Origin of the sequence: Achromobacter sp. ACM04 (assembly GCF_014851465.1) — a bacterium.
Lineage (GTDB): Bacteria > Pseudomonadota > Gammaproteobacteria > Burkholderiales > Burkholderiaceae_B > Achromobacter > Achromobacter aegrifaciens.
Window position 1 is genome coordinate 303,784 of the sequence record NZ_JACUZS010000005.1, and the last position, 20,417, is coordinate 324,200.

The 20,417-nt window shown below is 64.3% G+C and carries 19 protein-coding genes; 8 read left to right on the forward strand and 11 right to left on the reverse strand.

The annotated features are described in order from the left end of the window. Nucleotides 1–41: 41 nt before the first annotated feature. From IB259_RS26770 to IB259_RS26780, 3 genes are read left to right on the forward strand one after another with little or no spacing between them, the layout of a single operon-like run. Nucleotides 42–2,861: a PAS domain-containing protein gene (locus IB259_RS26770; RefSeq protein ID WP_192330577.1), complete on the forward strand. Its 2,820-nt coding sequence runs from the start codon at nt 42–44 to the stop codon at nt 2,859–2,861. 11 nt (nt 2,862–2,872) lie between these two features. After that, a complete protein-coding gene (locus IB259_RS26775) occupies nt 2,873–4,501 on the forward strand; it encodes a CHAT domain-containing protein (RefSeq protein WP_192330579.1) in 1,629 nt (542 codons plus the stop codon). Between the two features lie 24 nt (nt 4,502–4,525). After that, complete coding sequence (locus IB259_RS26780; RefSeq protein WP_175180374.1) at nt 4,526–5,863, forward strand: hypothetical protein; 1,338 nt, start codon at nt 4,526–4,528, stop codon at nt 5,861–5,863. Nucleotides 5,864–5,878: 15 nt separating this feature from the next. On the opposite strand, the gene IB259_RS26785 is transcribed toward IB259_RS26780, so the two are convergent. After that, on the reverse strand, nt 5,879–6,658 hold the full coding sequence (locus IB259_RS26785) for a fused MFS/spermidine synthase (protein WP_192330581.1): 780 nt from the start codon (nt 6,656–6,658) through the stop codon (nt 5,879–5,881). Nucleotides 6,659–6,817: 159 nt separating this feature from the next. Between IB259_RS26785 and IB259_RS26790 the strand changes: the two genes are divergently transcribed. Continuing rightward, nucleotides 6,818–7,873 carry a DnaJ domain-containing protein gene (locus IB259_RS26790; RefSeq protein WP_192330585.1) on the forward strand — a complete coding sequence of 352 codons (1,056 nt, stop codon included), beginning with the start codon at nt 6,818–6,820 and terminating at the stop codon, nt 7,871–7,873. A gap of 18 nt (nt 7,874–7,891) precedes the next feature. Here IB259_RS26790 and IB259_RS26795 read toward each other — a convergent pair whose 3' ends face one another. The 5 genes from IB259_RS26795 to IB259_RS26815 all read right to left on the reverse strand — a co-directional run bounded on the left by IB259_RS26795 (nt 7,892) and on the right by IB259_RS26815 (nt 12,420). Continuing rightward, on the reverse strand, nt 7,892–8,311 hold the full coding sequence (locus IB259_RS26795) for a universal stress protein (protein ID WP_054455392.1): 420 nt from the start codon (nt 8,309–8,311) through the stop codon (nt 7,892–7,894). 23 nt (nt 8,312–8,334) lie between these two features. Beyond that, nucleotides 8,335–9,318: a TerC family protein gene (locus tag IB259_RS26800; RefSeq protein ID WP_054455394.1), complete on the reverse strand. Its 984-nt coding sequence runs from the start codon at nt 9,316–9,318 to the stop codon at nt 8,335–8,337. A gap of 169 nt (nt 9,319–9,487) precedes the next feature. After that, nucleotides 9,488–10,264 carry an SDR family oxidoreductase gene (locus IB259_RS26805; RefSeq protein WP_175162003.1) on the reverse strand — a complete coding sequence of 259 codons (777 nt, stop codon included), beginning with the start codon at nt 10,262–10,264 and terminating at the stop codon, nt 9,488–9,490. Between the two features lie 12 nt (nt 10,265–10,276). After that, nucleotides 10,277–11,191: a 3-keto-5-aminohexanoate cleavage protein gene (locus IB259_RS26810; RefSeq protein ID WP_192330587.1), complete on the reverse strand. Its 915-nt coding sequence runs from the start codon at nt 11,189–11,191 to the stop codon at nt 10,277–10,279. Between the two features lie 5 nt (nt 11,192–11,196). Next, nucleotides 11,197–12,420: an ABC transporter substrate-binding protein gene (locus IB259_RS26815; RefSeq protein WP_370126395.1), complete on the reverse strand. Its 1,224-nt coding sequence runs from the start codon at nt 12,418–12,420 to the stop codon at nt 11,197–11,199. Nucleotides 12,421–12,560: 140 nt separating this feature from the next. On the opposite strand from IB259_RS26815, the gene IB259_RS26820 reads away from it, so the two are divergent. Continuing rightward, complete coding sequence (locus tag IB259_RS26820; protein WP_225588860.1) at nt 12,561–13,310, forward strand: Crp/Fnr family transcriptional regulator; 750 nt, start codon at nt 12,561–12,563, stop codon at nt 13,308–13,310. Nucleotides 13,311–13,439: 129 nt separating this feature from the next. Continuing rightward, nucleotides 13,440–13,934, forward strand: a complete 495-nt coding sequence (locus IB259_RS26825) for an Ohr family peroxiredoxin (RefSeq protein WP_054455400.1) — start codon at nt 13,440–13,442, stop codon at nt 13,932–13,934. A gap of 54 nt (nt 13,935–13,988) precedes the next feature. Here IB259_RS26825 and IB259_RS26830 read toward each other — a convergent pair whose 3' ends face one another. From IB259_RS26830 to IB259_RS26850, 5 genes are read right to left on the reverse strand one after another with little or no spacing between them, the layout of a single operon-like run. Then, nucleotides 13,989–14,651, reverse strand: coding sequence for a hypothetical protein (locus IB259_RS26830; protein WP_192330589.1), 663 nt, complete (start codon nt 14,649–14,651; stop codon nt 13,989–13,991). Then, the gene (locus tag IB259_RS26835; RefSeq protein WP_175161999.1) at nt 14,648–15,463 is read right to left on the reverse strand and encodes an SDR family oxidoreductase; all 816 of its coding nucleotides are present in this window, start codon (nt 15,461–15,463) and stop codon (nt 14,648–14,650) included. Before IB259_RS26835 ends, IB259_RS26830 begins: the two co-directional genes overlap by 4 nt. Then, nucleotides 15,460–16,131, reverse strand: coding sequence for a TenA family transcriptional regulator (locus IB259_RS26840; RefSeq protein ID WP_125470612.1), 672 nt, complete (start codon nt 16,129–16,131; stop codon nt 15,460–15,462). The genes IB259_RS26835 and IB259_RS26840 overlap by 4 nt, the downstream gene beginning before the upstream one ends. A 6-nt stretch (nt 16,132–16,137) precedes the next feature. Beyond that, nucleotides 16,138–17,619 carry an AMP-binding protein gene (locus IB259_RS26845; RefSeq protein WP_175161996.1) on the reverse strand — a complete coding sequence of 494 codons (1,482 nt, stop codon included), beginning with the start codon at nt 17,617–17,619 and terminating at the stop codon, nt 16,138–16,140. Beyond that, on the reverse strand, nt 17,616–18,263 hold the full coding sequence (locus IB259_RS26850) for a thermostable hemolysin (RefSeq protein WP_225596948.1): 648 nt from the start codon (nt 18,261–18,263) through the stop codon (nt 17,616–17,618). Before IB259_RS26850 ends, IB259_RS26845 begins: the two co-directional genes overlap by 4 nt. Nucleotides 18,264–18,371: 108 nt before the next feature. Here IB259_RS26850 and IB259_RS26855 point away from each other — a divergent pair, with 108 nt between their 5' ends. Continuing rightward, the gene (locus IB259_RS26855) at nt 18,372–19,043 is read left to right on the forward strand and encodes a response regulator (protein WP_125470614.1); all 672 of its coding nucleotides are present in this window, start codon (nt 18,372–18,374) and stop codon (nt 19,041–19,043) included. Next, complete coding sequence (locus IB259_RS26860) at nt 19,040–20,410, forward strand: ATP-binding protein (protein ID WP_125470615.1); 1,371 nt, start codon at nt 19,040–19,042, stop codon at nt 20,408–20,410. The genes IB259_RS26855 and IB259_RS26860 overlap by 4 nt, the downstream gene beginning before the upstream one ends. Nucleotides 20,411–20,417: the final 7 nt, after the last annotated feature.

Below are 20,417 nucleotides of genomic sequence, written 5' to 3' on the forward strand. Positions count from 1 at the left end.
GCGCCAAATAGCGGCGACGGTCTGGCAGGGAGGATTTGAATATGTTTGAAACTTCTCAGCCACAAATCAACCTGGACCAGGATAAGCAAGTGCACGCGCCGGACTCGATTCCGGACGCCCCCCGCGACATGCTGCAAGTGATGTCGCGCGCAGGCGTGCCTTGCATCCTGCTGGACCGCGGCGGCGTAATCCTGGGCGTCAGCGACGCTCTGGCTCCCTACGCCCAGGAGTTCTGCGGCCGCAGCGCCGCAGAGGCCTATGGCCTGGATCAACCGCTGGCAATGGGCGGCGCTGTCTGCGGCATCTATCAGGCCAGCGACGGCGCTCCGGTGCCCGCGCAGCTAGTTCCGCTGTCCCAGTTGGGAAACGGCGAGCTCGTCGTGCTGGTCAACGACGGCACGCCCTTCAGAAAAGCGGAATCACGCCGCTTCGAGCGCACGCCATATGCTGTATTCCGTTTGGATCTGGATGGCATAGTGCGCTTTGCCAACCGCGAAGCGGCGCGCACGCTGGGCGAGAAGCTCGACGAGGTTTGCGGCGAGCCGCTGTCCCGCCATTTCCGCAAGAGTGACGCGCCTCACATCGTCGAGGCCATCCGACGCTGCGCCCGCAACCAGGAGGGCGATTCCATGGTGGCCGTGATCGTCGCAATGAACGGCCCCGGCGGCGAGGAAAAGCCGTTCCAACTAGTGATGACGCCTGATCCCGCGCCCAATGGCGAGCTGTTGGGCGTGATCGCCATCATCCAGTCGCGCGCGCTGGAATCCGCTAGCGATGAGATCCGGCGCATCGCGCTGGATCCCTCCATCAACGGATGGCGTCTCAAGCTCGACGCCATCCTGGAACAGATCCGTCCGCTGGTACCTTTCGAGCATGCGGTGTTCGGGATTTACGACAAAAAAGTGTCGCTGTTCCGCGCAATCGCGGTACGCCCAGAAGGCCTGAAATTGTGGCCAGCGCGCTGGATGGAACTGCCGTCCTCGATCAAGTCCTTTCTAAGTTCCAACGAGACCTGGATCGAGGAAATGGATAGCTTCGTGCACAAACGGAAATTCCAGCCTGGCGACGAAGTGGTACGTTGCTACCGCGACATGGGGATGCAGGCCAGCGTCACGCTGCCCGTCATGCGCCAAGGGGGCTACAGTTCCGCGTTGAGCCTGTGCTCACGTCAGCGGGCGCAATATGGGCAACGCCACCTGGATATTCTGCGCGCCCTGGACCTTGAACCGGTGCTGATGCGCTTCGAAAAGGAGCGTGACGAGGAGCGTGCCGCCTTCGCCGAATCGTTGCGGCAGAAGATCATGGCAGCCGCCTCTTTGCGCGAGGCCGCAGAGGACATCGTCCCGCGGCTGGCGGAGTTCTTTTCATGGGACTACGTGGCGCTGTTCCGCGTGAATCGCAAGGAGAGCCGGTACGAGATCGTGACCCAGCACAGCCTGTCACCCGAGTACGCACTGCCTGCCGACTACCTGCAGCCCATCGATCGAGGCATGCTGGGTCAGACGTTGCGGCAGCGCAAGTTGCTGTCCCTGGACGACGTGGGCGCCCCCGAAGATCCCAGGAACGACTATACCGGCCCGCCGCGTCCACTGCGCTCGGCCATGACGGTGCCGATCCGCCTCAACGGCAGGATCCGCTGGCTGCTGGACGTGGAGTCCTCTGTCTCGCACGCGTTCAAGGGGCCGGACATCGACGATCTGCTTGAGATCATCGCGTCGCTGGAGGAGGGACTGGATCAGCATCTGCTCAGGCAGACCAAGCAGAGCCTGATGGCGGAAACCGAACAGGCCGTCATTTTCGTGGGCCGAGAAGGCTCCATCATCGAAACAAATCGAGTCGCGGCCGACATGCTGGGCATAGAGCCTGGCCGCTGCCTCGACGGCGAGAACCCGCTTTCGATCACGGCATTCGCGTTGCCGGATGACGCGGCTGCGCTGGAACTGCTGAACTCGGATGCCCCAATAGAACGCGAACGCATCGAGCTATGCGGCGTGGGCGGCCAGCCCTGGTCGGTGCTGGCCACGCGTAGGCACCTGGATCCCAGCCTAGACATGTCGATCTGGTTCTTCACCGATATCGCCAACATGAAATGGGCACGCGACATGCGCTTTCTGCGCGAAACCGTGGCCGAAATCGCCGAGCAAACCCAGTCCTCGTTGGAGCTGGCCCGCAACCACGCCACGCAAATCGCCCTATTGCACGAGAACGGCGCGCCCGAAAAGCAGTCCGCGGCCACCCTCGCCGATACACATGCCCTTAGCCAAAGCATCCTGGCTGAAATTTCTAAGGTGGACATCACCTTCGAGCGGTTGGCCAGCGCCAACGAAAAGCGCCGACGGGCTCCGCCCGAGCATGCCCGCGTGCCGGTGCACGAACTGCTAACGCAGGTCATCGCGGCCTTTCCGCAGCGGGACCAACGCCGCGTCGCGCCATTGACCCAGATGAGCGCGGCCTGGGGCCCCATGGTGCGTGCCGATGCCAAGGCGTTATCCACAGCCTTCCGGTCCATACTTGCCTATTTGCTGCGCTGCCGCTCCGACGACGCCCGCGTGGAAACCAACATCAGCGACGACCCCGACGGATGCTCGGTGTACCTGGGACTGAGCGCCGAGCAGACCTGGGACACGGACCTGCGCGCGCCTGCTGTGCCCGACGATGCGCTCCTGAACGCAGAGCGCGCGGCGCATGATGCCGCCGGCCTGGCCATCGCCCAGATCGTACGCACCATGCACGACCACGGCGGCACGCTGACGACGGATCCGCCCATGGCCGAATCCGCGGCGCCGCCTTCGCAGGCATATGAATCTGTCCTGCCGCCGTGGCGCTCGTTCACCCTGCGTTTTCCTTCCCGGTCGGGCTAAAGGAGACAACGATGGATCAATCTGCACAGAACGACAGCTGGATCCTGCTTGCCGGCGGCGGCGATAGCGACGAGGAATGCTGGGCTTCCCGTATCCAGCAATTGCACCGGCACGAGCAGAAGCACCCGCGAATCAAGCCCTTCATCGGCGCACCGCTCCAGCACGTCTGCAAGCTGGAGAATGCGCGGCAGGAGATCGAACGTCACGGATCGCTGCCGGGTCTGCTCATCATCGAAGCCAAACGAGCTTCCCAAACTGGAAAGAAGAGCAGCGCGATGGCCGTCGCGCTGTTGGACTGGCTGGCCGAGCTGGCGCCCGTGCCCGTGCTGGTCGTAACGGAGGATCCTTCCGAGGCCTTGCAGCGCTGCGTGCTGGAACGACCCGAAAGACTTATGTGGAGCAACGAGCTCGGAAAAACGCGGGACGGCAGCGCTGCGCTCGCCATGGCGCTGGACAGCCTGGCAGCTACCACGCACCCCCGCCGCCTAATCATAGAAGTGGCCGAGAAAGCGGTCCGCTACCGGATCCAGTCCGGCCCGCACGAGTTCCGGTCGCCGGAGATTCCCTATAAGCGGCAATCCGACATCGATTCGCTGCTAATGCGCATCGAGCAGTTCTCTCCCTATCTCGGCAATCGAAGAGTCGCCAACTGGCTGGAATCACTAAGCGACATGGGAAGGCAGGCCTTTGACGTGATGGTGGCTGACACGGTAGGTCCGCCCATCGCCACGCTGATCCAGCGCGCCCGTGACCATGAGGGCGCCTTGCCCGGAGAAAAGCTGGCTTGGACAGACCTGCGATTCGATTTCAATGTGTCGGACCGTCAAAGCGCGGCCTTCTTCAGCCTGCCGTTCGAACTTAGCTGCAATCCCAATATTAAGGCCAGCGAGCGCCGCTACCTGTGCCAGCGCGTACCCATGGCCCGACGCCTGTACATGGAAGGCATGGACTCCGCCTGTGACCGCGAACAGACGGAGCCCCGGCCGGCCGGCCCCCTGCGCCTGCTTTTCATTGGCGCGAACTTCAGCGGCGTCATCTCGTTCCAGCCGGAGGATGGCGGAGAGGATACCCCAAGCGTCACCCTGAGACCGCTGGCCGCTGTCGCCGAGGAACTCGAAAGCCTGCAAGCCCTGGCCAAGCAACTGGACGGCCGCCTCGTGGTCGAGGACGTGCCCCCGTACACGGGTTATCAGCTGCAGGACTACCTGGAAGAAAAGGTGACCGGAGGCGGTTACGACATCCTGCACTACTCGGGCCACTCCCACTCGGTGGGCGACAGCACCATGCTGGTATTGCCCGGTAACCAGACCGGCCGGGGCCTACAGTTGTCCATACGCCTGGTCGGCAACTGGATGAAGGCTGGTAACTGCAAACTACTGGTGCTGTCCTCATGCAGCGGCGCGTCAGTGCGCACCGCGCTGGAGGTCATGCGGGCGGGCGCCATGGGCGTACTGGCTTTCCGTTGGCAGGTCGAGGAGCAGACCTGCGCCCGTTTCATCAGGCGCTTCTACCGCGCTTATTTCGACCTCTCCAATACCCAAGGATTCGCGGAAGCCTACCGGAGAGCCTGCGCCGGCTCTCACGATGAGTCCAGAGGCACCCCCACCTGGGCCTCCGCGCTGGCGATAGTGCGCGACTGAAATCTGATATCAGGAGTACACACCATGACTTCCCTATTCGGCATGCTGCGCAAGATCGGTGACCTGGGTACATCGTCGGACGGCTTAGGCGCCTTGATGCCAACCGTGCCCGCAGGCCGCAACTACTACGCGGAGATCGATCCGCCACCTGGCGGCGCTTCCTTGCGCGAGCGTGGATTGAATGGTGAAGCCTTCGTCCCGGGACAATGCTATTTCAGCGTCCGCATGGTCGAGATGCGCCTGACCGACGCCAGCAACTACATCGCGGCTTTCCTGCCGCTGTGCGCCTTCTTCCTGCGCTACACCGAAGCGGGCGCGCAACGCGAAATTCCCTTTGTCGTCGGCTACGAGGCGATCCAGCAGGCGATGGGAGAGGCAGCGCCGCAATCGGGCGCAGGCAGGGTAGTCTTCCGAAACGTCTACATCGCCCGCAACATTCCGTACAACAGCGACGGCCTGGAAATGTTCGCCGCACTGTGCCGCTTCAGCGACACCAGCCTCACCCGCGGCGTACTCGATTTTGTCTCCACCACGGTCAGCATGTTTGGCGGCGTGGTGGGCGGCGCCGTCGTCAAAGCGGGAGAAGGCCTGCTCAAACCGCTGAGCAAGCTCTTCGGCACCGAAGGCGCCAGCATCCGCTTCGGCATCTTTGACGGCATGGCGCTGCGCCGCAGCGGCTATCGCGTACTGGCGGGCGCAGACTCGCAAGACAAGCTGCAGGGCTTGCAACTGGTCGACGGCGTGCTGCACCGGCAGAATGGGAACGGCGGCCTGGAACCCGTGAACGACGTGGACTACCTGGTGCTGGCCTTCGAGCAACGCGCCACGCTGGGAGAGGACATATTCAGCGCCGCCGCGGCCTTGCCGTTCCATCGCAAATGGACCGAGATCACTACGGCGCTGGCGGGCAAAAACGCCGCAGCCGCCCGCACCGCATTTAAATCGCTGGCGGTCGATATCGCGGGTTCGCCGCTGCTGATCGAGCGGGACCGCTTCGCGCTGCTGGCGGCCTATGCGAGTGAAAGAGAAAAGTGGAAGGCCAGCAGTATCCTGAAATCCGCCAGCGAGGACAGCAACATCGCTTCCGCCGTTGCGGACAAGCAAAAGGCCGCAGCCGACAGAAGCAGCGCCAGCGCGCAACCGCTGGAAGCAGCCATGGTCCTGCTGGCGACATCCACGATCCACGACTCTGATTCGACGCAAGCCGCAGTCGAGCAAGCCGACGCATCGCTGGCACAGTCGTTCTCCACCCTGCTCGCTACGCTAGAGCTCGACGTGGACGGCAAGGCCGGCACGGCGCCCGACGCCCTGTCCGGGGCGTCCCGGGAAATGCTGTCGGCGATCCTGGAAGAAAAACCTTAGCGGCAAGCCAGGCCGCTATCTCAGCACCAGCGTCGCGCCGATAACCTTCATCGTCGGCATCAACTGGCGCCAGGCGTCCTTGGGCATGGACGCCGGTCGGCGCAGCTCGGCCGCGGCGGGATCGTCCAGCAGGTCGCCCTTGCAGGCGAACACGATGCTGTTGGTCATGTCGTCATCCACCACCTCGAACATGGACGAACCGAACGAGGCCCGCACCCGGTCCATGTAGTCATGATGGTCCGGGTGATTGACGTGGAAATTGATCACCAGGATGCCGCCCTCGCGCAAAGCGCGGAAACAATCGGCGTAGAACTCCGCCGAGCACAGCGGGCCCGGAATCCCGCCGATGCCGAACCCGTCCAGCAGGATCACGTCGGCATGGTCCGACAGGCCGCGCATATGGTCGGCCGCGTCGGCCTGCAGCACGCGGAAGCGGTCGTCGTCGCGCGGCACCATGAAGGCTTCGCGCAGGGCAATGACTGCCGGATCGATTTCCACCACGTCGATAGCGCTGTCCGCCAGATAGCGATGGCAGAACTTGGGCAGCGAGCCGCCGCCCAGCCCCACCATCAGGATGCGGGCGGGAGCCGGATTGAAAAGCACGAAGCCCATCATCATCCGCGTGTACTCCAGTTCGAGCGCATCGGGGTTGAGGGTGGACATGCTGCTCTGGATTTCCTGCTGCGTGAAATGCAAGGTGCGGCGGGTGCCCGAGTTCTGGATAAAGGGCCGGGGGGCGGCCGCTTGCGGCTCTGCAGGCGGGAAATCTGAGGAGGTTTGGGCGTCGTCGGGCATGAAACGGAGTGGCGTGCAGGAAAATGGGAAAAGATACCACTGCGCCGCGCACCCACCCAGCGATGTAGTCTCTTTGGCTGATACCGACGTCCATGATTGCAGCGTAAGCTCGCCGTGCAGGAAGCTGAGCGCCCGGCTTCGGAACGCGGACCCATGGCAATGGCTGGCATACATACCCATTACGACACGCTCCAAGTTTCGGAAAATGCCAGCGATGAAGTCATCCGCGGCGCATACCGCTATCTCTCGCAGAAATGGCATCCGGACAAGAATCCTGACAATCCCGAGGAAGCCAAGCGCGTCATGGCGCGCCTGAACGAGGCCTACGCGGTGCTTTCCGATCCGAAACGCCGCCAAGAGCATGACGCGTGGATCGCCGAGCAACGCGCCGCCGGCGCGCCCGGCGGCAACGGTGGCGGGACGAACGGGAAAGCGCCGCCGGATTCCGGATCCACCGATACGCTGCGCGACTATTACGCCACCGAAATCGCCAAGGGACGCAATTTCTGGATATGGCCGCTGGCCTTCATCGGTTGCGCCATGGCGTTGGGCCTGGCCGCCAACCTCGTTCCATCGCTGGCCAGCCTGCTGATGAAATACCGCTACCTCACCCTGCTGCTGCTGCTGGCCGGGGCATCCGCGGTGACGACCTCGGCCAGGAAAAAACACCGCGATCAACTGCTGCAACAGCACGAGACCCGGATTCTGGAGCAGCGGTACACGGAACACATGCGGCAAAAGACCGTGCGGCAGGTAGTCATCGGCGTCTCGGCCGTATTGGCAATCGGCGGCCTGCTAGCCTATTACGGCATGGGCTGGAATGAACGGCAAGACCAGCTCCAGGCCGCCAAGCCGGACAGCAAGAAGCCTGCGCCGGCCAAGCCTGCGTCCCTCCAGATCGAGAACGCCTGCGGCCGGGACTTGAGATTCGCGGTGCACTATCTGCCCGACGGAGGCGAATGGCGCACCGAAGGCTGGTGGAACGTGGAAGCCAACAGTTCCACCGGCCTGCGCGGCGACCTGGGATTGATCGAATCCACCAACGCCATCTTCTACTACTACGCCGAATCGCTGGATCGGAAAATAGTCTGGCAAGGCCGCGACGACGACGAGACCGACGCGACCTATGCGTTCAAGGGGCGCAACTATCGCTTCGACCGGGTTCGCCTGGCCCGCGACGCCGATGGCAGCTATCAGCTCAAGCTCACCTGCTAGCGCATCAGCCGCGGACGTTCAGATCAGCAGCACCGGACAAGGCGCGTGGGCAATGACCCGCGAACACACCGACCCCAACAATGCGTCCAGGAACGGCGCCCGATGGTGCGACCCCATCACGATGGCCGTGGCCCCCACCTTGACCGCATGCGCCACGATCTTGTCCGGCGTGTGGCCCGTAAGCTCGTGGCACTCGAAGCCGACCTGGCCCGCGCGCAGGATCTCGACCACGGACTTCATTGCCTTGTCGCTCTCTTCGTGGTGCCAGGCGTCGATGTCGGCCTGGCCGATGAAGGCTTTGACGTCGCCCGTCACGTCGGGCTCGCAATGCAGTACATGCACCGTGAAATCCCGGTTCAGCAAAGGGCCGTCAACCAGATAGCGCGCCGCGGCATCGCTGTGGCTGGACCCATCGGTGGCAAGAATGATCGTGTTCATGACAGATCTCCGGTTCGTGGGACTCATCCCTTATGGCGCGCAGCCCTGGCCGCGGCCCGTCTGGGCAGGATCAGGCTGGCGCCCACGGATGCCAGCAGGATAAGGCCTACCGCCCCTAGCGACCACTGCACCGGCACATGGAACCATGGCGCGGCCAGCATCTTGCCGCCGATGATGATGAGCACCGCGGCAAGTCCGTGCTTGAGGTAGCGGAAACGTTCGCGCATGTCGGCCAGCAGGAAGTACAGCGCCCGCAGGCCCATGATGGCGAAGATGTTGGAAGTAAAGACCAGGAACGGGTCGGTGGTGACGGCGAAGATGGCGGGAATGCTGTCGACCGCGAACACCACGTCGCTCGCCTCTATCATCAGCAGCACGACGAACATGGGCGTGGCATGCCGCAGGCCGCCGATGCGCACAAAGAACGACTCGCCGTGATAATCCTTGGTGATGCGCATCGACGAGCGCAACAGGCGCACCAGCGGATTGCGGGCAATGTCAGGCTGATGGTCCGCCCGGGCCAGCATCTTCGCTCCCGTCGCCACCAGCAGCACGCCGAACACATAGAACAGCCAGTCGAATTTCGACAGCAGCCAGACGCCCGCCAGGATCATGCCGACCCGCATCACGATGGCGCCCAGCACGCCGTACAGCAGTACCCGGCGCTGCAATTCCAGCGGCACCACGAAATAGCCGAAGATCAGCGAGAACACGAACATGTTGTCCACGGACAGGGACAGTTCGATCAGGTAGCCGGTATAGAACTCCAGCGTTTTCCGGTGCGCAATGTCGCGCCCCAGGGTGGCATCCAGATACCACCACATCAGGGCGCCGAACAACGCGGCCAGCGCCATCCATACGCCCACCCAGAACAACGCTTCGCGGGGCCGCACGCGGTGCGCATGGCGGCCTCCGAGCACGTAGAGATCCAGCGCCAGCACGACCAGCACAAAGCCTACGAACCCCGCCCACATCGGCAGGGTGGCAAAGGTCTCGACCCGATTCATCAGGACCTCCCGCCGTCGCTGCAAAACCGCTATGCGACAGCCAGCGGTACACAATGCGTGTACGAATCCAGTCTAGAACTTCGGGAGGCGTCGAACAATTCGCCGGGATCGAACTGACGCTCAGGTTTTTCGGAACCTTCGCGGCACGCGGGGCGCCGACATCGGCAACTCAGCCCAGGTATTCCACGTTGCCGCAGACGGAAATGCTCTGGCCGCTGATGATGGCGCCTTCGTCTGAACACAGATACGCCACCTGATTGGCCACGTCCTGCGGGCTGGTCATGCGGCGCAACGACACCTTGTCCACAAGCTGCTCGCGCATGGCGTCGTTGGTCACCCCGCCGGCCGCGGCGCGGGCCGCGATGACCCGCTCAACCCGGTCGCCCGACACCACGCCCGGCAGCACGGAATTGACGCGGATGTTCGACGGCCCCAGCTCCATGGCCCAGGTCTGCGTCAGGCCGGCCAGGCCGAACTTGCTGGCGCTATAAGGCGTGCGCAGCGAAAAGCCCAGGCGGCCCGCGACGGACGAGATGTTGACGATGGATCCGCCGCCTGCCGCCCGCAGCAGCGGCACGGCGCTGCGCGCGCACAGGAAGGTTCCGGTCAGGTTGACATCCAGCGTGCGCTGCCACGCGTCCAGCGCGGTTTCCTCCAGCCGGTTGGTCGGGCCGGCCACGCCAGCATTATTGACCAAGGCATCGAGCTTGCCCCATTTCCGGGCCAGTTCGCCGAACATGGCTTGGACCTGCGCTTCGCTGGATACGTCCGTCACGCTGACGCCCAGGCTTGGATGCGCTGCGGCAGCGGCCTTGCAAGCCGCTTCGTCCACGTCGCAGACGTGCACCTCGGCGCCCGCCTCCAGAAACTTGCGTGCGATCGCCAAGCCTATGCCTTGCGCGCCCGCGGTGATGAGGACGCGCTTTCCTTGCAGTGAATTGCTCATGGCTTTTCCTGGTCAGAGCGCGAACTCGGGCCGGATTCCGCTCTTGAGCGGCAGTCCCAGGATCTCGCGCGCTTCGGCTGGCGTGGCGGGTTCCATGTCCATTTCACGGATGATGCGCACGATGCGCTCGGTCAATTGGACGTTGGTGGCCAGTTCGCCGTGGCGGTAGTACAGGTTGTCTTCCAGGCCGACCCGCGCATGGCCGCCCAGCAGCAGGGCGGCCATGTTGGCCTCCAGTTGCGCGGGGCCGATGCCGCTGACGCAGAAGATGCTGTTCCTGGGCAGCAGGTCCACCATCATCTGCAAATGCCGCACCGAGAACGGCATGGCGTTCTGGAAGTTGCGGTGCACGTTCATGACCAGGTTGATGAAATGCGGCCCTTCGTCCAGTCCCTCTTCGATCAGCGTCGTGGCGTCCTGCAGGATATGCGTGGGGCTGAAGACTTCCCATTCTGGCTTGATGCCGCGCGCCTGCATGCCGGCGGCCAGTTCGCGGGCCTTGGTGAGCGGCGTGTTCATCAGGTATTCGCGGTCGCCGAACGCGAGGTTCAAGGTCGTGGCGTCCAAGGTGCACATCTCGGCGCCGGCGTCCATGCCCTTGAGCCGCTCTTCCCACAGGATCTCCCACGTGCCGGGAGAGGTTTCCTTGACCATGTCGCCATGCACGCCGCCGCCGGTGGAGTTGTTCAGCACGATGTCGCAACGGTCGCGGATGAGCCGGTTCATCTGCCGGTACACCGAAGCGTCGCAGGTCGCCTGGTCGTCGGGACGGCGCGCATGCAGCGCCACCACGCTGGCGCCCGCGTTATAGCAGCGGTACACGTCCTCCGCGATTTCCAGCGGCTGCGTGGGCAGGTGCGGATTCTGGCTTTTGAATGCCATGCCCCCGGTCGGGGCGATGGTCACGATGACTTTACGTTTGCTCATGAGGGTCACTTCCAGAGCGCGCAGCGGCTCTCTTCCTTGGTGGTGAAGGCCTGGTTGCCGTCGATGGTCTGCACGACATTGAAGTAGTCCCAGGGCTCCTTGGACTGTTCCGGCGTCTTGACCTGCAGCAAGTACATGTCGTGCACGACGCGCCCGTCCGGCCGCACCACGCCGTTCTTGATGTAGACGTCGTTCAGCTTGTTTTCGCGCAGATAGGCCAGCACGCGGTCGGCATCATCCGTGCCCGTGGCCTTGACCGCGCGCAGGTATTGCAGCGCCGCCGAGTAGTCGGCCGCCTGCAACGAGGAGGGCATGGCCTTGCGCTTTTCAAAGAAGGCGCGCGCCCAGGCGCGGGTCTCGTCCGACGCATTCCAGTACCAGCTGTCCGTCAGGTACATGCCTTGCGAGGCGGGCAGCCCCATGGCGTGGATATCGTTGATGAACATGATCAGGCCGGCCAGGCGCATGGTCTTGGTGATGCCAAATTCGTTGGCGGCCTTGATCGAGTTGGTCGCGTCCGCACCGGCGTTCGCCAGGGCCAGGATCTCCGCCTTGCTGCTTTGCGCCTGCAGCAGGAACGAAGAAAAGTCGCTGGCCGATAGCGGATGCTTGACCGATCCCACCACCGTGCCGCCGCCGGCCTGGACCACCTTGGTCGTGTCCGCCTGCAATGCGTGGCCAAAGGCGTAATCGGCAGTCAGGAAGTACCAGCTCTTGCCGCCTGCCTTGACCACGGCCGCGCCCGTACCGCGCGCCTGCGCCACGGTGTCGTAGGCGTAGTTCAGCGTGTAGGGCGTGCATTGTTCATTGGTCAGCGCCGGCGCGCCCGCGCCCACCACGATGATGGGCCGCTTCTTGTCGGCGGCGACCTTCGACATGGCCAGCGCCGTACTGGAATTGGTGCCGCCGATCAGCATGTCCAGACCTGCCTGGTCAAACCATTCGCGCGCCTTGGCCGAGGCGATGTCCGCCTTGTTCTGATGGTCGGCCGTCAGCAGCTCGATCTTCTTGCCGTTGATCTCGCCGCCCATCTCCTGGATCGCCATCTTGATGGCCTCGGCGCCGCCGGGGCCATCCGGCCCCGAGTACACGCCCGACATGTCGGTGATGAAGCCAATTCGAATAACATCGTCTGAAATCTGCGCCTGGACCGCAGGGGCGTGCAGCAGCGTCACGGCCAGGCCGCAGGCCAGGGCGCTGCGGGACATCATGCCTTGCATGGGCAACATGCTTGTCTCCTCTTGTGGGTTTTGGCGTCTGGCACCTCGGCTATTCTGGTGCCGGCCCCAGACCGCGGACAGTCATCATGGTGACAAAGCGCCCTAGGGTTTACCTGAGCGGCGCCACAACGGCTACGAAGGAGGCACACATGGGCGAACGGCTTGCCGACGCCGGCGACGAACCCTTGAGCGCACGGCGGCGGCGCGCGCAAGGCGCGGTGGACAAGATGCTCGACGTCGTCCCTTGGTACAAGGGCCTGCCGGAACTCGAACGCGACCTGATCCGCGCCGAATTGCGCGTGGTGACCCTGGCCGCGGGCGAGTTCCTGTTCCGCGCGGGCAGCCGTTCGCCAGGATGGTACGGCGTGGTGCAAGGCCTGGTGAAATGGTCCTCGCCCGGCGCGGACGGCAAGTCCCTGTCCCTGGCCGGCTTCAGCACCGGCAGCTGGTTCGGCGAAGCCACCATGATCCGTCGCGAGCGGTTCGAGTACGAGGTGGTTGCGCTGCGGCCCAGCCAGATCGTGATATTGCCGCGCGAGACCTGTGAACGGCTCTGGAACAACAACATCGAATTCACCAAGGCGCTGATGATGCATCTCGCGCAGCGCGTGGACTGGCTGATGAGCAGCTTCACGTCCAACGTGCTGCTCGACGTCGACACGACGGTGGCGCGCGCGGTCGCCGCGCAGTTCAACGCGGAAAGGCATTCCGGCACCAATGGACGGCTGAAGGTCTCCCAGGAAGAAATCGCCGGCCTGTGCGGCATTTCGCGGCAACGCTGCAATGCAGCGCTTGCGCGACTCGCCCGCGCGGGCGTGCTGGAAACCTACTATGGCGGGCTGGCCATCCTTGATGTGGACGAGTTGCACCGGCTTGCCAATGTCAAGAAGAGCGCCTAGGAAGCTGGCGTCGACGGTACAAGAAAAGATGCCAGTCAGAACAGAAATTCTGTCTTTGCGCCTGTTGGGGACAACTCTATAGTTGCCGCGGAAAAAAACCAACCGCTTATCCGCACTTGAGGAGTTCCCATGAAAGCCCCGTCCGCGCCCTCTGTTTCGCTCCTGGAGCCCTATGCCGGCGCAGAGGACCTGCCCCTGTACACGACCACCGTCTCCGTAACCGGCGGCGCCTCCGGACACGGCAGATCGTCCGGCAGAGCGGTCTCCAACGACGGCGAACTGGAACTCGAACTCAGGCTCCCCAAGGAGTTGGGCGGCAATGGCGGCGGCACCAATCCCGAGCAATTATTCGCAGCCGGCTTTGCCGCATGCTTTCATGGCGCCATGAAGCTGGTCGCCACGAAGAACCGCGTCCCGCTGCCAGCGGATTTCGCCATCCACTGCACCACGACTTTCGCGCGCGAAGCCTTCGACGGCCTGTTCTGCATCAAGGCCAGGCTGGAGATTTCCTTGCCCGGGCTGCCCAAGGACGTCGCCCTGGCGCTGGTCCACGAGACGGAATCGATCTGCCCGTACTCGAAGATGGCGGACCAGGGGATCGCGTCGTCGGTGCATCTGAGTTGATCATGAACAGCGCCCGCCCCGCGCACTGATTGGCATCCTTCGAAGCGGTCCTCCTCAGCCACGGACCTTCCTGAGCAAGGCCTCCGCCTCTTGCCTGCGTCCCCGATCGGCGACCTCGCGGCCAGGACGCGCTGGCGCATGCAGGGCCTTTTCCAGATACGGGACCGCCTCCGCCTTGCGGTTCCGGTAGACCAGATAATCCGCATAGAAGTAGTTGGGGTCGATGCCATCCGGATTGATCGCGAGCGCCTGCTGCAACAAGGACTCGGCCTTCTTGTTGTCGCCGAAGCCGACGGGCCAGCCAGGAACCTTGTAGTACAGCACGCCGAGACTATTGAGGGCGGACCCGGCCAGCGCCTGGCTGTCGATCTGGATAGCGGTCTCGTATTCGGCCTTGGCCTGTTTCGCGATGCCAAGCGCGCCCAGGCCGCCCTTGGCGCCAGCCCATGAACTGAGGATGATCCCTTCCCATATGTGCGGCTCGGCGCGATCGTTGTACCTCACGGTCACGGCATGTGCCTTCTGCGCCAGGGCTTCGAAGCTGGTCTCCCGCTTCGCTTCGGGCGTCTGGTATTGGATTTCCGCCCACTCCCTCTGAAGCTTGCCGATGGCGTTGTCCATATCGGCCGGTTCCGCGTGGGCTGTGGAAACGAAGGAATATGCCGTCAGGGCCAGCATGGCCGATGAGACGTAACGCAGGAAAGCTCTGCGGATCATGATGACACTCCTGATTGCGGCGGCGACGACCTCAAGGCACGCCGATGCTTGGTAAATGCGCCATCGAGCAGGCGCGGGAATAGCGAGTTGAGCCGCACGGCCAGGGCTTCGAACGGACCGGCATAGCGCTGGGCGGTCTCCGCCTCCAGCATGCGCAGTACGGCTCTGGCGACCGCCTCCGGGCTGTCCGTCGGCGATCCGGTCGCCTGGTTGAAGGCGATGACATCAGCCGCATTGAACGGCGTATCGATGGCGCGCGGCGCGTAGTACTGCACACGCACGGTAGAGTCCGCGAGTTCGCGCCTCAGGGATTCCGTATAGACGCGCAGGGCTGCCTTGGACGCGCCATACGCGGCAAAGCCGGGAACGCCCAGGCTGCCGAGCACGGAGCCTATGTTCAAGACCTGAGCGCGCGGCTGTCCAAGCAGCACAGGCAGCAGGCTGGCGGTCAACAGCATGGGCGCGACGGCGTTTGTGTCGAAGATCTGTTTGGTCTGTTCAGCGTCCATCGCACCCGCGGCGCCAAACCCCGCTACCGCCGCGTTGTTGATGAGCACGTTGGCGCGACGCGCCGCGGCGGCATCCGCGATCGCCGCCCGACCTTCCTGCGTAGTGATATCAACGACCAGGGCGTCCACGGCGCTGCGGTCGTGCGCGTCCAAGCTCAATGACTTGGCCAGTTCCAGCGTAGGACCGGCGCGCCTTCCGACCAGCAAAACGCGCGCTCCTTCGGCGCGCAACATGCGTGCGATGGCGCTGCCCAACCCGCCGGCAGCTCCCGTAAGCACGACCGAGGTCTGATTGATCTTCATGCCGGCACGCTCCCGGCGGCAGCTCGCGGCAGTCCACGGAAGATCGCGCCGTACAGACGGTAGAACATGTGCGCCGCATGAATGACGGCGGCCTGGTCGTCGGGATGCTCCAGCCGATCCATCAATTCCGCGAAATGCGCGGTGTGCTCCTGATCGAGCGTGCCATGCGAACGCAGGTAGCTGAAGGCGGTGCCGGGGAGTCCCAACGCCTGCTGGATCCTGTCCGCAGCGTTCAAGGCTAGGGCGACACTCGTTCCCTCCAGGACATGCACCATGCCGAAGAAGCCCACCGGGTTGTTCCGCATGATGGTGTCGTAGGCATAGGCCACCATGATTTCCGTATCGGGACCAGGGCCTGCGCGCCTGATCGCCTCAGCGTCCGCGCCCGCCGCGCGCAGGTCGTTCAGTATCCATTCGTCATGGCCGGTTTCCTCCTCGATGTACTCCTCCAGCGCCGCATCCATCCAGGCCAGTCGACCTGGCATGCGCGTCCGGCACGCGCGCATCAAGGGCACCGTGTGCCGCACATGGTGATAGGCCTCGGCCAGGAAGCGGATATATGAAGGCAGCGCGACCTCGCCGCGCAGGCAATCCTGGATGATGGGCGCCTGGACCAGCGCTTCCCGGCTGCCCCGGGTTGCACCCACGAGAGAATCAAAAAATGGCATGTTCGTTTACACCGGAGAATGAGGCCGGACGCTTGGGAACAGGTCCGGATGCTGTTGAAGAATCGCGCTTCGGCGGGGCCGTCCATTGGCGGTAGCCATGCCCCCGTCCACCGAAAACTCGGCGCGCGCGTAAAGCCAGCGGCCAATGCGGGCATAGTCGGGCAACCGCTGGTTGGTCCGTGCTATAGCCGCGTCGATGGCCGCCGCCGAAGCCGTTCCCTGAGGCCAGATCACGGCGCCCAGCTCGGCCTCGCCATCGCCGTACACGACCGCGTGGCGGATCTCGGGTTGATTGCCCAGTTCGACCTCGACCCACTCCGGCGAAACATTGCGGCCAAAGCCGGTGATGAGGACGTTCTTCTTGCGGCCCTCGACATGCAGGTATCCCGCGTCATCCAGGCGGCCAAGATCACCCGTCGGCCACCAACCGCCCGCAGGCGACGGCGCGCCCAGATAGCCGAGAAACGGCGTCCCGGCGATCTCGATCTCGCCGTCGTCGGCGATGCGGACCCGCGCATGCGGCATTGGCCGGCCAGCCGAGCCCGGCATATCCGCGCCCGGCAGGTTCAGTGTCTGCACCGAAGCGGCTTCGGACAGGCCATACCCTTCGTAGGCGGGGAGGCCAAGCCGGCGCGCCTGCTCCAGCAACGGCGCTCCCACCGCGGCCCCGCCCACGGCCATCAGGCGCAGCCGCGGCGGCGCCTGCGTCCGGGTCGCTGCAAGCCAGCCGGCGTAGGCACGCAGCATCTGCGGAAGCACGATCACGCTATTGGCCTCCGAGGCACCCAGTGCCGCGTGGAACTGTCGGGGATCGAATTGGGAAGATCCCTGCAGGCCGACCTCCGCCAGCGGCGGTACGTGAATGCATGCACCTTCCAGCATGGGCGCATAGACGCCCGCAATGTTCTCCAGCAGCACGGGCAAGGGCAGGGCCGTGAGATGACTGCCGATGCCAATCCCGCGCGTCGCCTCGGCCAGGCCGCGCGCAACGTCCAGCATCTGGGCGCTGCCCAGGCATACGCCCTTGGGCTGTCCGGTGGAGCCTGACGTGAACGTGATCTTGGATGTGCCGGCAGGCAACGGCATCGCCGGCAAGGCCAACAGCCTGACGGCCAAGCGGCCGAGCAGGCCGGCCGCGGACGGATCCATGCTGGAACTGGCTTGCCCGGACGAGCCAGCAGGCATCAGCAGCAGACTGGCGCCCGCCGCGATCATGGCGGTCTGCCGCTGCTCCGGCGTGAAGAACAGCGGCAATGGCAAGTGCACGGCGCCCATCGCCAGACAAGCGAGATCGACAACGATCCAATCCGCGCTGTTGTCCAGCAGAGTCGCGACTACCCGCGAACCATAGGCGGAAAGCGCGTCCGCGCAACCTTGTACCCGCTCCGACAGTTCTGAGTAGGTCAAGGCCCCTGCCGGAGAACGCAAGGCGGGATGCAGGCGACGGTCGCCGCGCGTCAACGACGCCAGGAATTCCTGACTGGTCATGATTGAGGCTCGCCGAATCGGTTCAAAATAAGGCTCAGGCGTCCGGCGAATACCTGAGGATCATGTTCGTAATAGTTGCCCCAGTCGCGCCGTTCGCCAGAATCCAGCTGCGCGGGCGTGGCGGCGGCCAGGGGCTGATGAGCCAGGCCCATGCGCGAGAACAGGTGATGCAGTTCTGAGGTCAGGGTGCTGACCGCCCATTCGAAGCCCTGTTGATGCAGATGCAGTGCCAGATGGGGTACCAGCAGCCGCCCCGCACCCGGCCGGACGGCGGCGAACTGACCGGTCTCGACAATGTGGCGGCGGGCCACGGACATATCGCGCTGGCGCAGGTACTGCTCCACCGGCGCCGACAGGTAGCGCTCCAGGTACAAGGTCTCGGCCGCGCCGCGGAATCCTGCCGCCGCGAGGATCTGGCCGTCGGCCTGCAGACTGACCAGGGTTGGCATCCAGTGCTTCACGCGCGCGCCAAAACGCTGCCGGTAGCGCAGGTAGATATAGGATTCGACGCAGCCGCGCTGCGGGTCGTCGTAGGGATGCACGAGCAATGTCGGGCGGGGCCGCTCGAGCGGGGCCGTGTAAGGCCAATCGGCCGGCCTTGGCGAGGCCTTGCGCTGCGGCGTCATGATTTCTGGTCGGTCCATTTGAAGCGCTTGCTTTAACGATGGCCGCAGCGTACGGGCCGAACCTTAACTCCAAATTAACCGTACCTCGGTGGTAATCTGATCCGGGCCAGCACCAGGAGTTCTTGAATGCGAATTCTTATCGTCGAAGATGATCCGCTCATAGGCGATGGCCTAAAGAACGGCCTGCGGCTGCTGGGATATGCCGTGGATTGGTTCGTCAACGGCAAAGAGGGCGACCAGGCGCTGCGCGCAGTGCGCTACGATGCGGTGGTGCTGGATCTCGGCCTGCCATCTGAAGATGGGGTAACGTTGCTGACACGTTGGCGCCATGCCGGAATCGACCTTCCTGTGGTCATACTGACCGCTCGCGATGCCATCGAAAGCCGGATAGCCGGGCTCGACGCCGGCGCGGACGACTACCTGATCAAACCCATCACGCTGGATGAGCTGGCGGCGCGCCTGCGCGCCGTCACGCGCCGGCTGGCCGGCAAGCCCGAACCCATATGGCGCCATGGAGACCTGGAATACCAACCGGCCTCGCATGAAGCGCGCTGGAAGGGACTGGCGGTGGATCTGACGGTACGCGAGGCGCAGCTGCTGGAGCTATTCCTGACGCATCCCAGCCGGGTGCTGACGCGCGACTTCATCCGCGACAAGCTCTACGACTGGGACTCCGGCCTGGAAAGCAACGCCCTCGAAGTCCATGTGCATCATCTGCGCAAAAAAATCCATCCCAAGCTGATCCGCACGCTGAGAGGCGCCGGCTACGCGCTGGGTCAGGTGGAGGCCGAGGCATGACGCTGCAGCGCAGGCTGATCATTGCCGTGCTGCTGGCCGCTCCCCTGGCCTGGCTGTTGACCATTGCAGGCACCTACTGGCGCGCCGCACACGAAATCAACGAGCTCTACGATACCGACATGCTGCGTCTGGCTGAACAGACGCTTGCGGTTGCGGCGCTGATCCCCCCCGGCGCCAGCCTTCCCGACCCGCTTGAGGCACGCCATCCGCCGAATTCCGGCGAAGCCAGCGGCGGCGACCTGTCCGTGGCGATCTGGCGCGGCGCAGGCGCGCCGCTTGTGCTGGACGCCGAAGCACTCCAGTTCCCGCGCGATCAGTCCCTGGAAGGTTTTGTCGAAAGCACGGTCAACGGCGCGCCATGGCGGCTCTACTACCTCGCCAGCGATGACAAGGCCACGCGTGTCGCAGTGGGCCAGCGCACGGGCGAACGCGAAGATCTCGTGGTTGCCTACATCGCAAGCCAGATTGCTCCCTGGCTGATCGGACTGCCCGTGCTTATCGCGATGCTGATTCTGTCGGTGCGCCGCGCGCTGCGGCCTGTGCGCACGCTGTCGCTAGCCTTGGAAAATCGCCGCCCCGATGACGGCACGCCCTTGTCCGAGGCTGCAGCGCCGGCGGAACTCAGAATCCTGGTGCGCGCCATGAATGACTTGCTGGCACGAGTCGCCACCCTGATCGAACAGGAACGCCGCCTGACCGCAGACGCCGCACATGAGCTGCGCACGCCGCTTGCCGCGCTGCGCGCGCAGTGGGACGTGGTGCAGCGCGCGCAAGACGCGACGCTGCGTGCCGAGGCCCAGCGCAGCGTGAGCACCGGGCTGGACCGCCTGGACCGGCTGGTGGCGCAGTTGCTGACGCTGGCACGGCTCGACAGCAACGGGCCTTCGGGCTTTGACGATGCAGTCGACTGGGGGCTGGTAGCTGAGCAGGCCGTCGGCGACTGCCTGTGGATAGCAAACCGGCGCGACATCGAGATCGATATCGAATGGCCGGATGGCAAAGAAAACGCGCTTCCGACGGCAGGCAGCAACAATGCGCTGGCCATCATGCTGAAGAATCTGCTGGATAACGCCGTGCGCTATGGCCCGCGGCATACACGCGTGCGTCTGACACTTGGCGCCCGCGGCATCCACATCGATGATGCTGGCGCGGGCATCGCGCCCGAAGTCCTGCCACGGCTGGGCGACCGGTTCGTGCGCGCCGCGGGCAATGAAGAATCCGGCAGCGGCCTGGGCGTATCGATCGCGCGGCGCATCGCACACAATCACGGGCTGATGGTGCGCTATGACATGCGCGGCGCGGCTGCCGACTTTCCCGCCGGCCTGCGTGTTTCGATCCTGCGCCGTGAGAGCACCCTATCGACGTGAGGCGCAG

Coding starts and splice junctions, on each gene's coding strand:
- IB259_RS26815 (WP_370126395.1), bottom strand. CDS start 12,420: ATGTTGCCCATGCAAGGCATGATGTCCCGCAGCGCCCTGGCCTGCGGC.
- IB259_RS26805 (WP_175162003.1), bottom strand. CDS start 10,264: ATGAGCAATTCACTGCAAGGAAAGCGCGTCCTCATCACCGCGGGCGCG.
- IB259_RS26795 (WP_054455392.1), bottom strand. CDS start 8,311: ATGAACACGATCATTCTTGCCACCGATGGGTCCAGCCACAGCGATGCC.
- IB259_RS26825 (WP_054455400.1), top strand. CDS start 13,440: ATGAAAGCCCCGTCCGCGCCCTCTGTTTCGCTCCTGGAGCCCTATGCC.
- IB259_RS26785 (WP_192330581.1), bottom strand. CDS start 6,658: ATGCCCGACGACGCCCAAACCTCCTCAGATTTCCCGCCTGCAGAGCCG.
- IB259_RS26835 (WP_175161999.1), bottom strand. CDS start 15,463: ATGAAGATCAATCAGACCTCGGTCGTGCTTACGGGAGCTGCCGGCGGG.
- IB259_RS26770 (WP_192330577.1), top strand. CDS start 42: ATGTTTGAAACTTCTCAGCCACAAATCAACCTGGACCAGGATAAGCAA.
- IB259_RS26780 (WP_175180374.1), top strand. CDS start 4,526: ATGACTTCCCTATTCGGCATGCTGCGCAAGATCGGTGACCTGGGTACA.
- IB259_RS26850 (WP_225596948.1), bottom strand. CDS start 18,263: ATGGACCGACCAGAAATCATGACGCCGCAGCGCAAGGCCTCGCCAAGG.
- IB259_RS26860 (WP_125470615.1), top strand. CDS start 19,040: ATGACGCTGCAGCGCAGGCTGATCATTGCCGTGCTGCTGGCCGCTCCC.
- IB259_RS26855 (WP_125470614.1), top strand. CDS start 18,372: ATGCGAATTCTTATCGTCGAAGATGATCCGCTCATAGGCGATGGCCTA.
- IB259_RS26840 (WP_125470612.1), bottom strand. CDS start 16,131: ATGCCATTTTTTGATTCTCTCGTGGGTGCAACCCGGGGCAGCCGGGAA.
- IB259_RS26800 (WP_054455394.1), bottom strand. CDS start 9,318: ATGAATCGGGTCGAGACCTTTGCCACCCTGCCGATGTGGGCGGGGTTC.
- IB259_RS26810 (WP_192330587.1), bottom strand. CDS start 11,191: ATGAGCAAACGTAAAGTCATCGTGACCATCGCCCCGACCGGGGGCATG.
- IB259_RS26790 (WP_192330585.1), top strand. CDS start 6,818: ATGGCTGGCATACATACCCATTACGACACGCTCCAAGTTTCGGAAAAT.
- IB259_RS26845 (WP_175161996.1), bottom strand. CDS start 17,619: ATGACCAGTCAGGAATTCCTGGCGTCGTTGACGCGCGGCGACCGTCGC.
- IB259_RS26775 (WP_192330579.1), top strand. CDS start 2,873: ATGGATCAATCTGCACAGAACGACAGCTGGATCCTGCTTGCCGGCGGC.
- IB259_RS26820 (WP_225588860.1), top strand. CDS start 12,561: ATGGGCGAACGGCTTGCCGACGCCGGCGACGAACCCTTGAGCGCACGG.
- IB259_RS26830 (WP_192330589.1), bottom strand. CDS start 14,651: ATGATCCGCAGAGCTTTCCTGCGTTACGTCTCATCGGCCATGCTGGCC.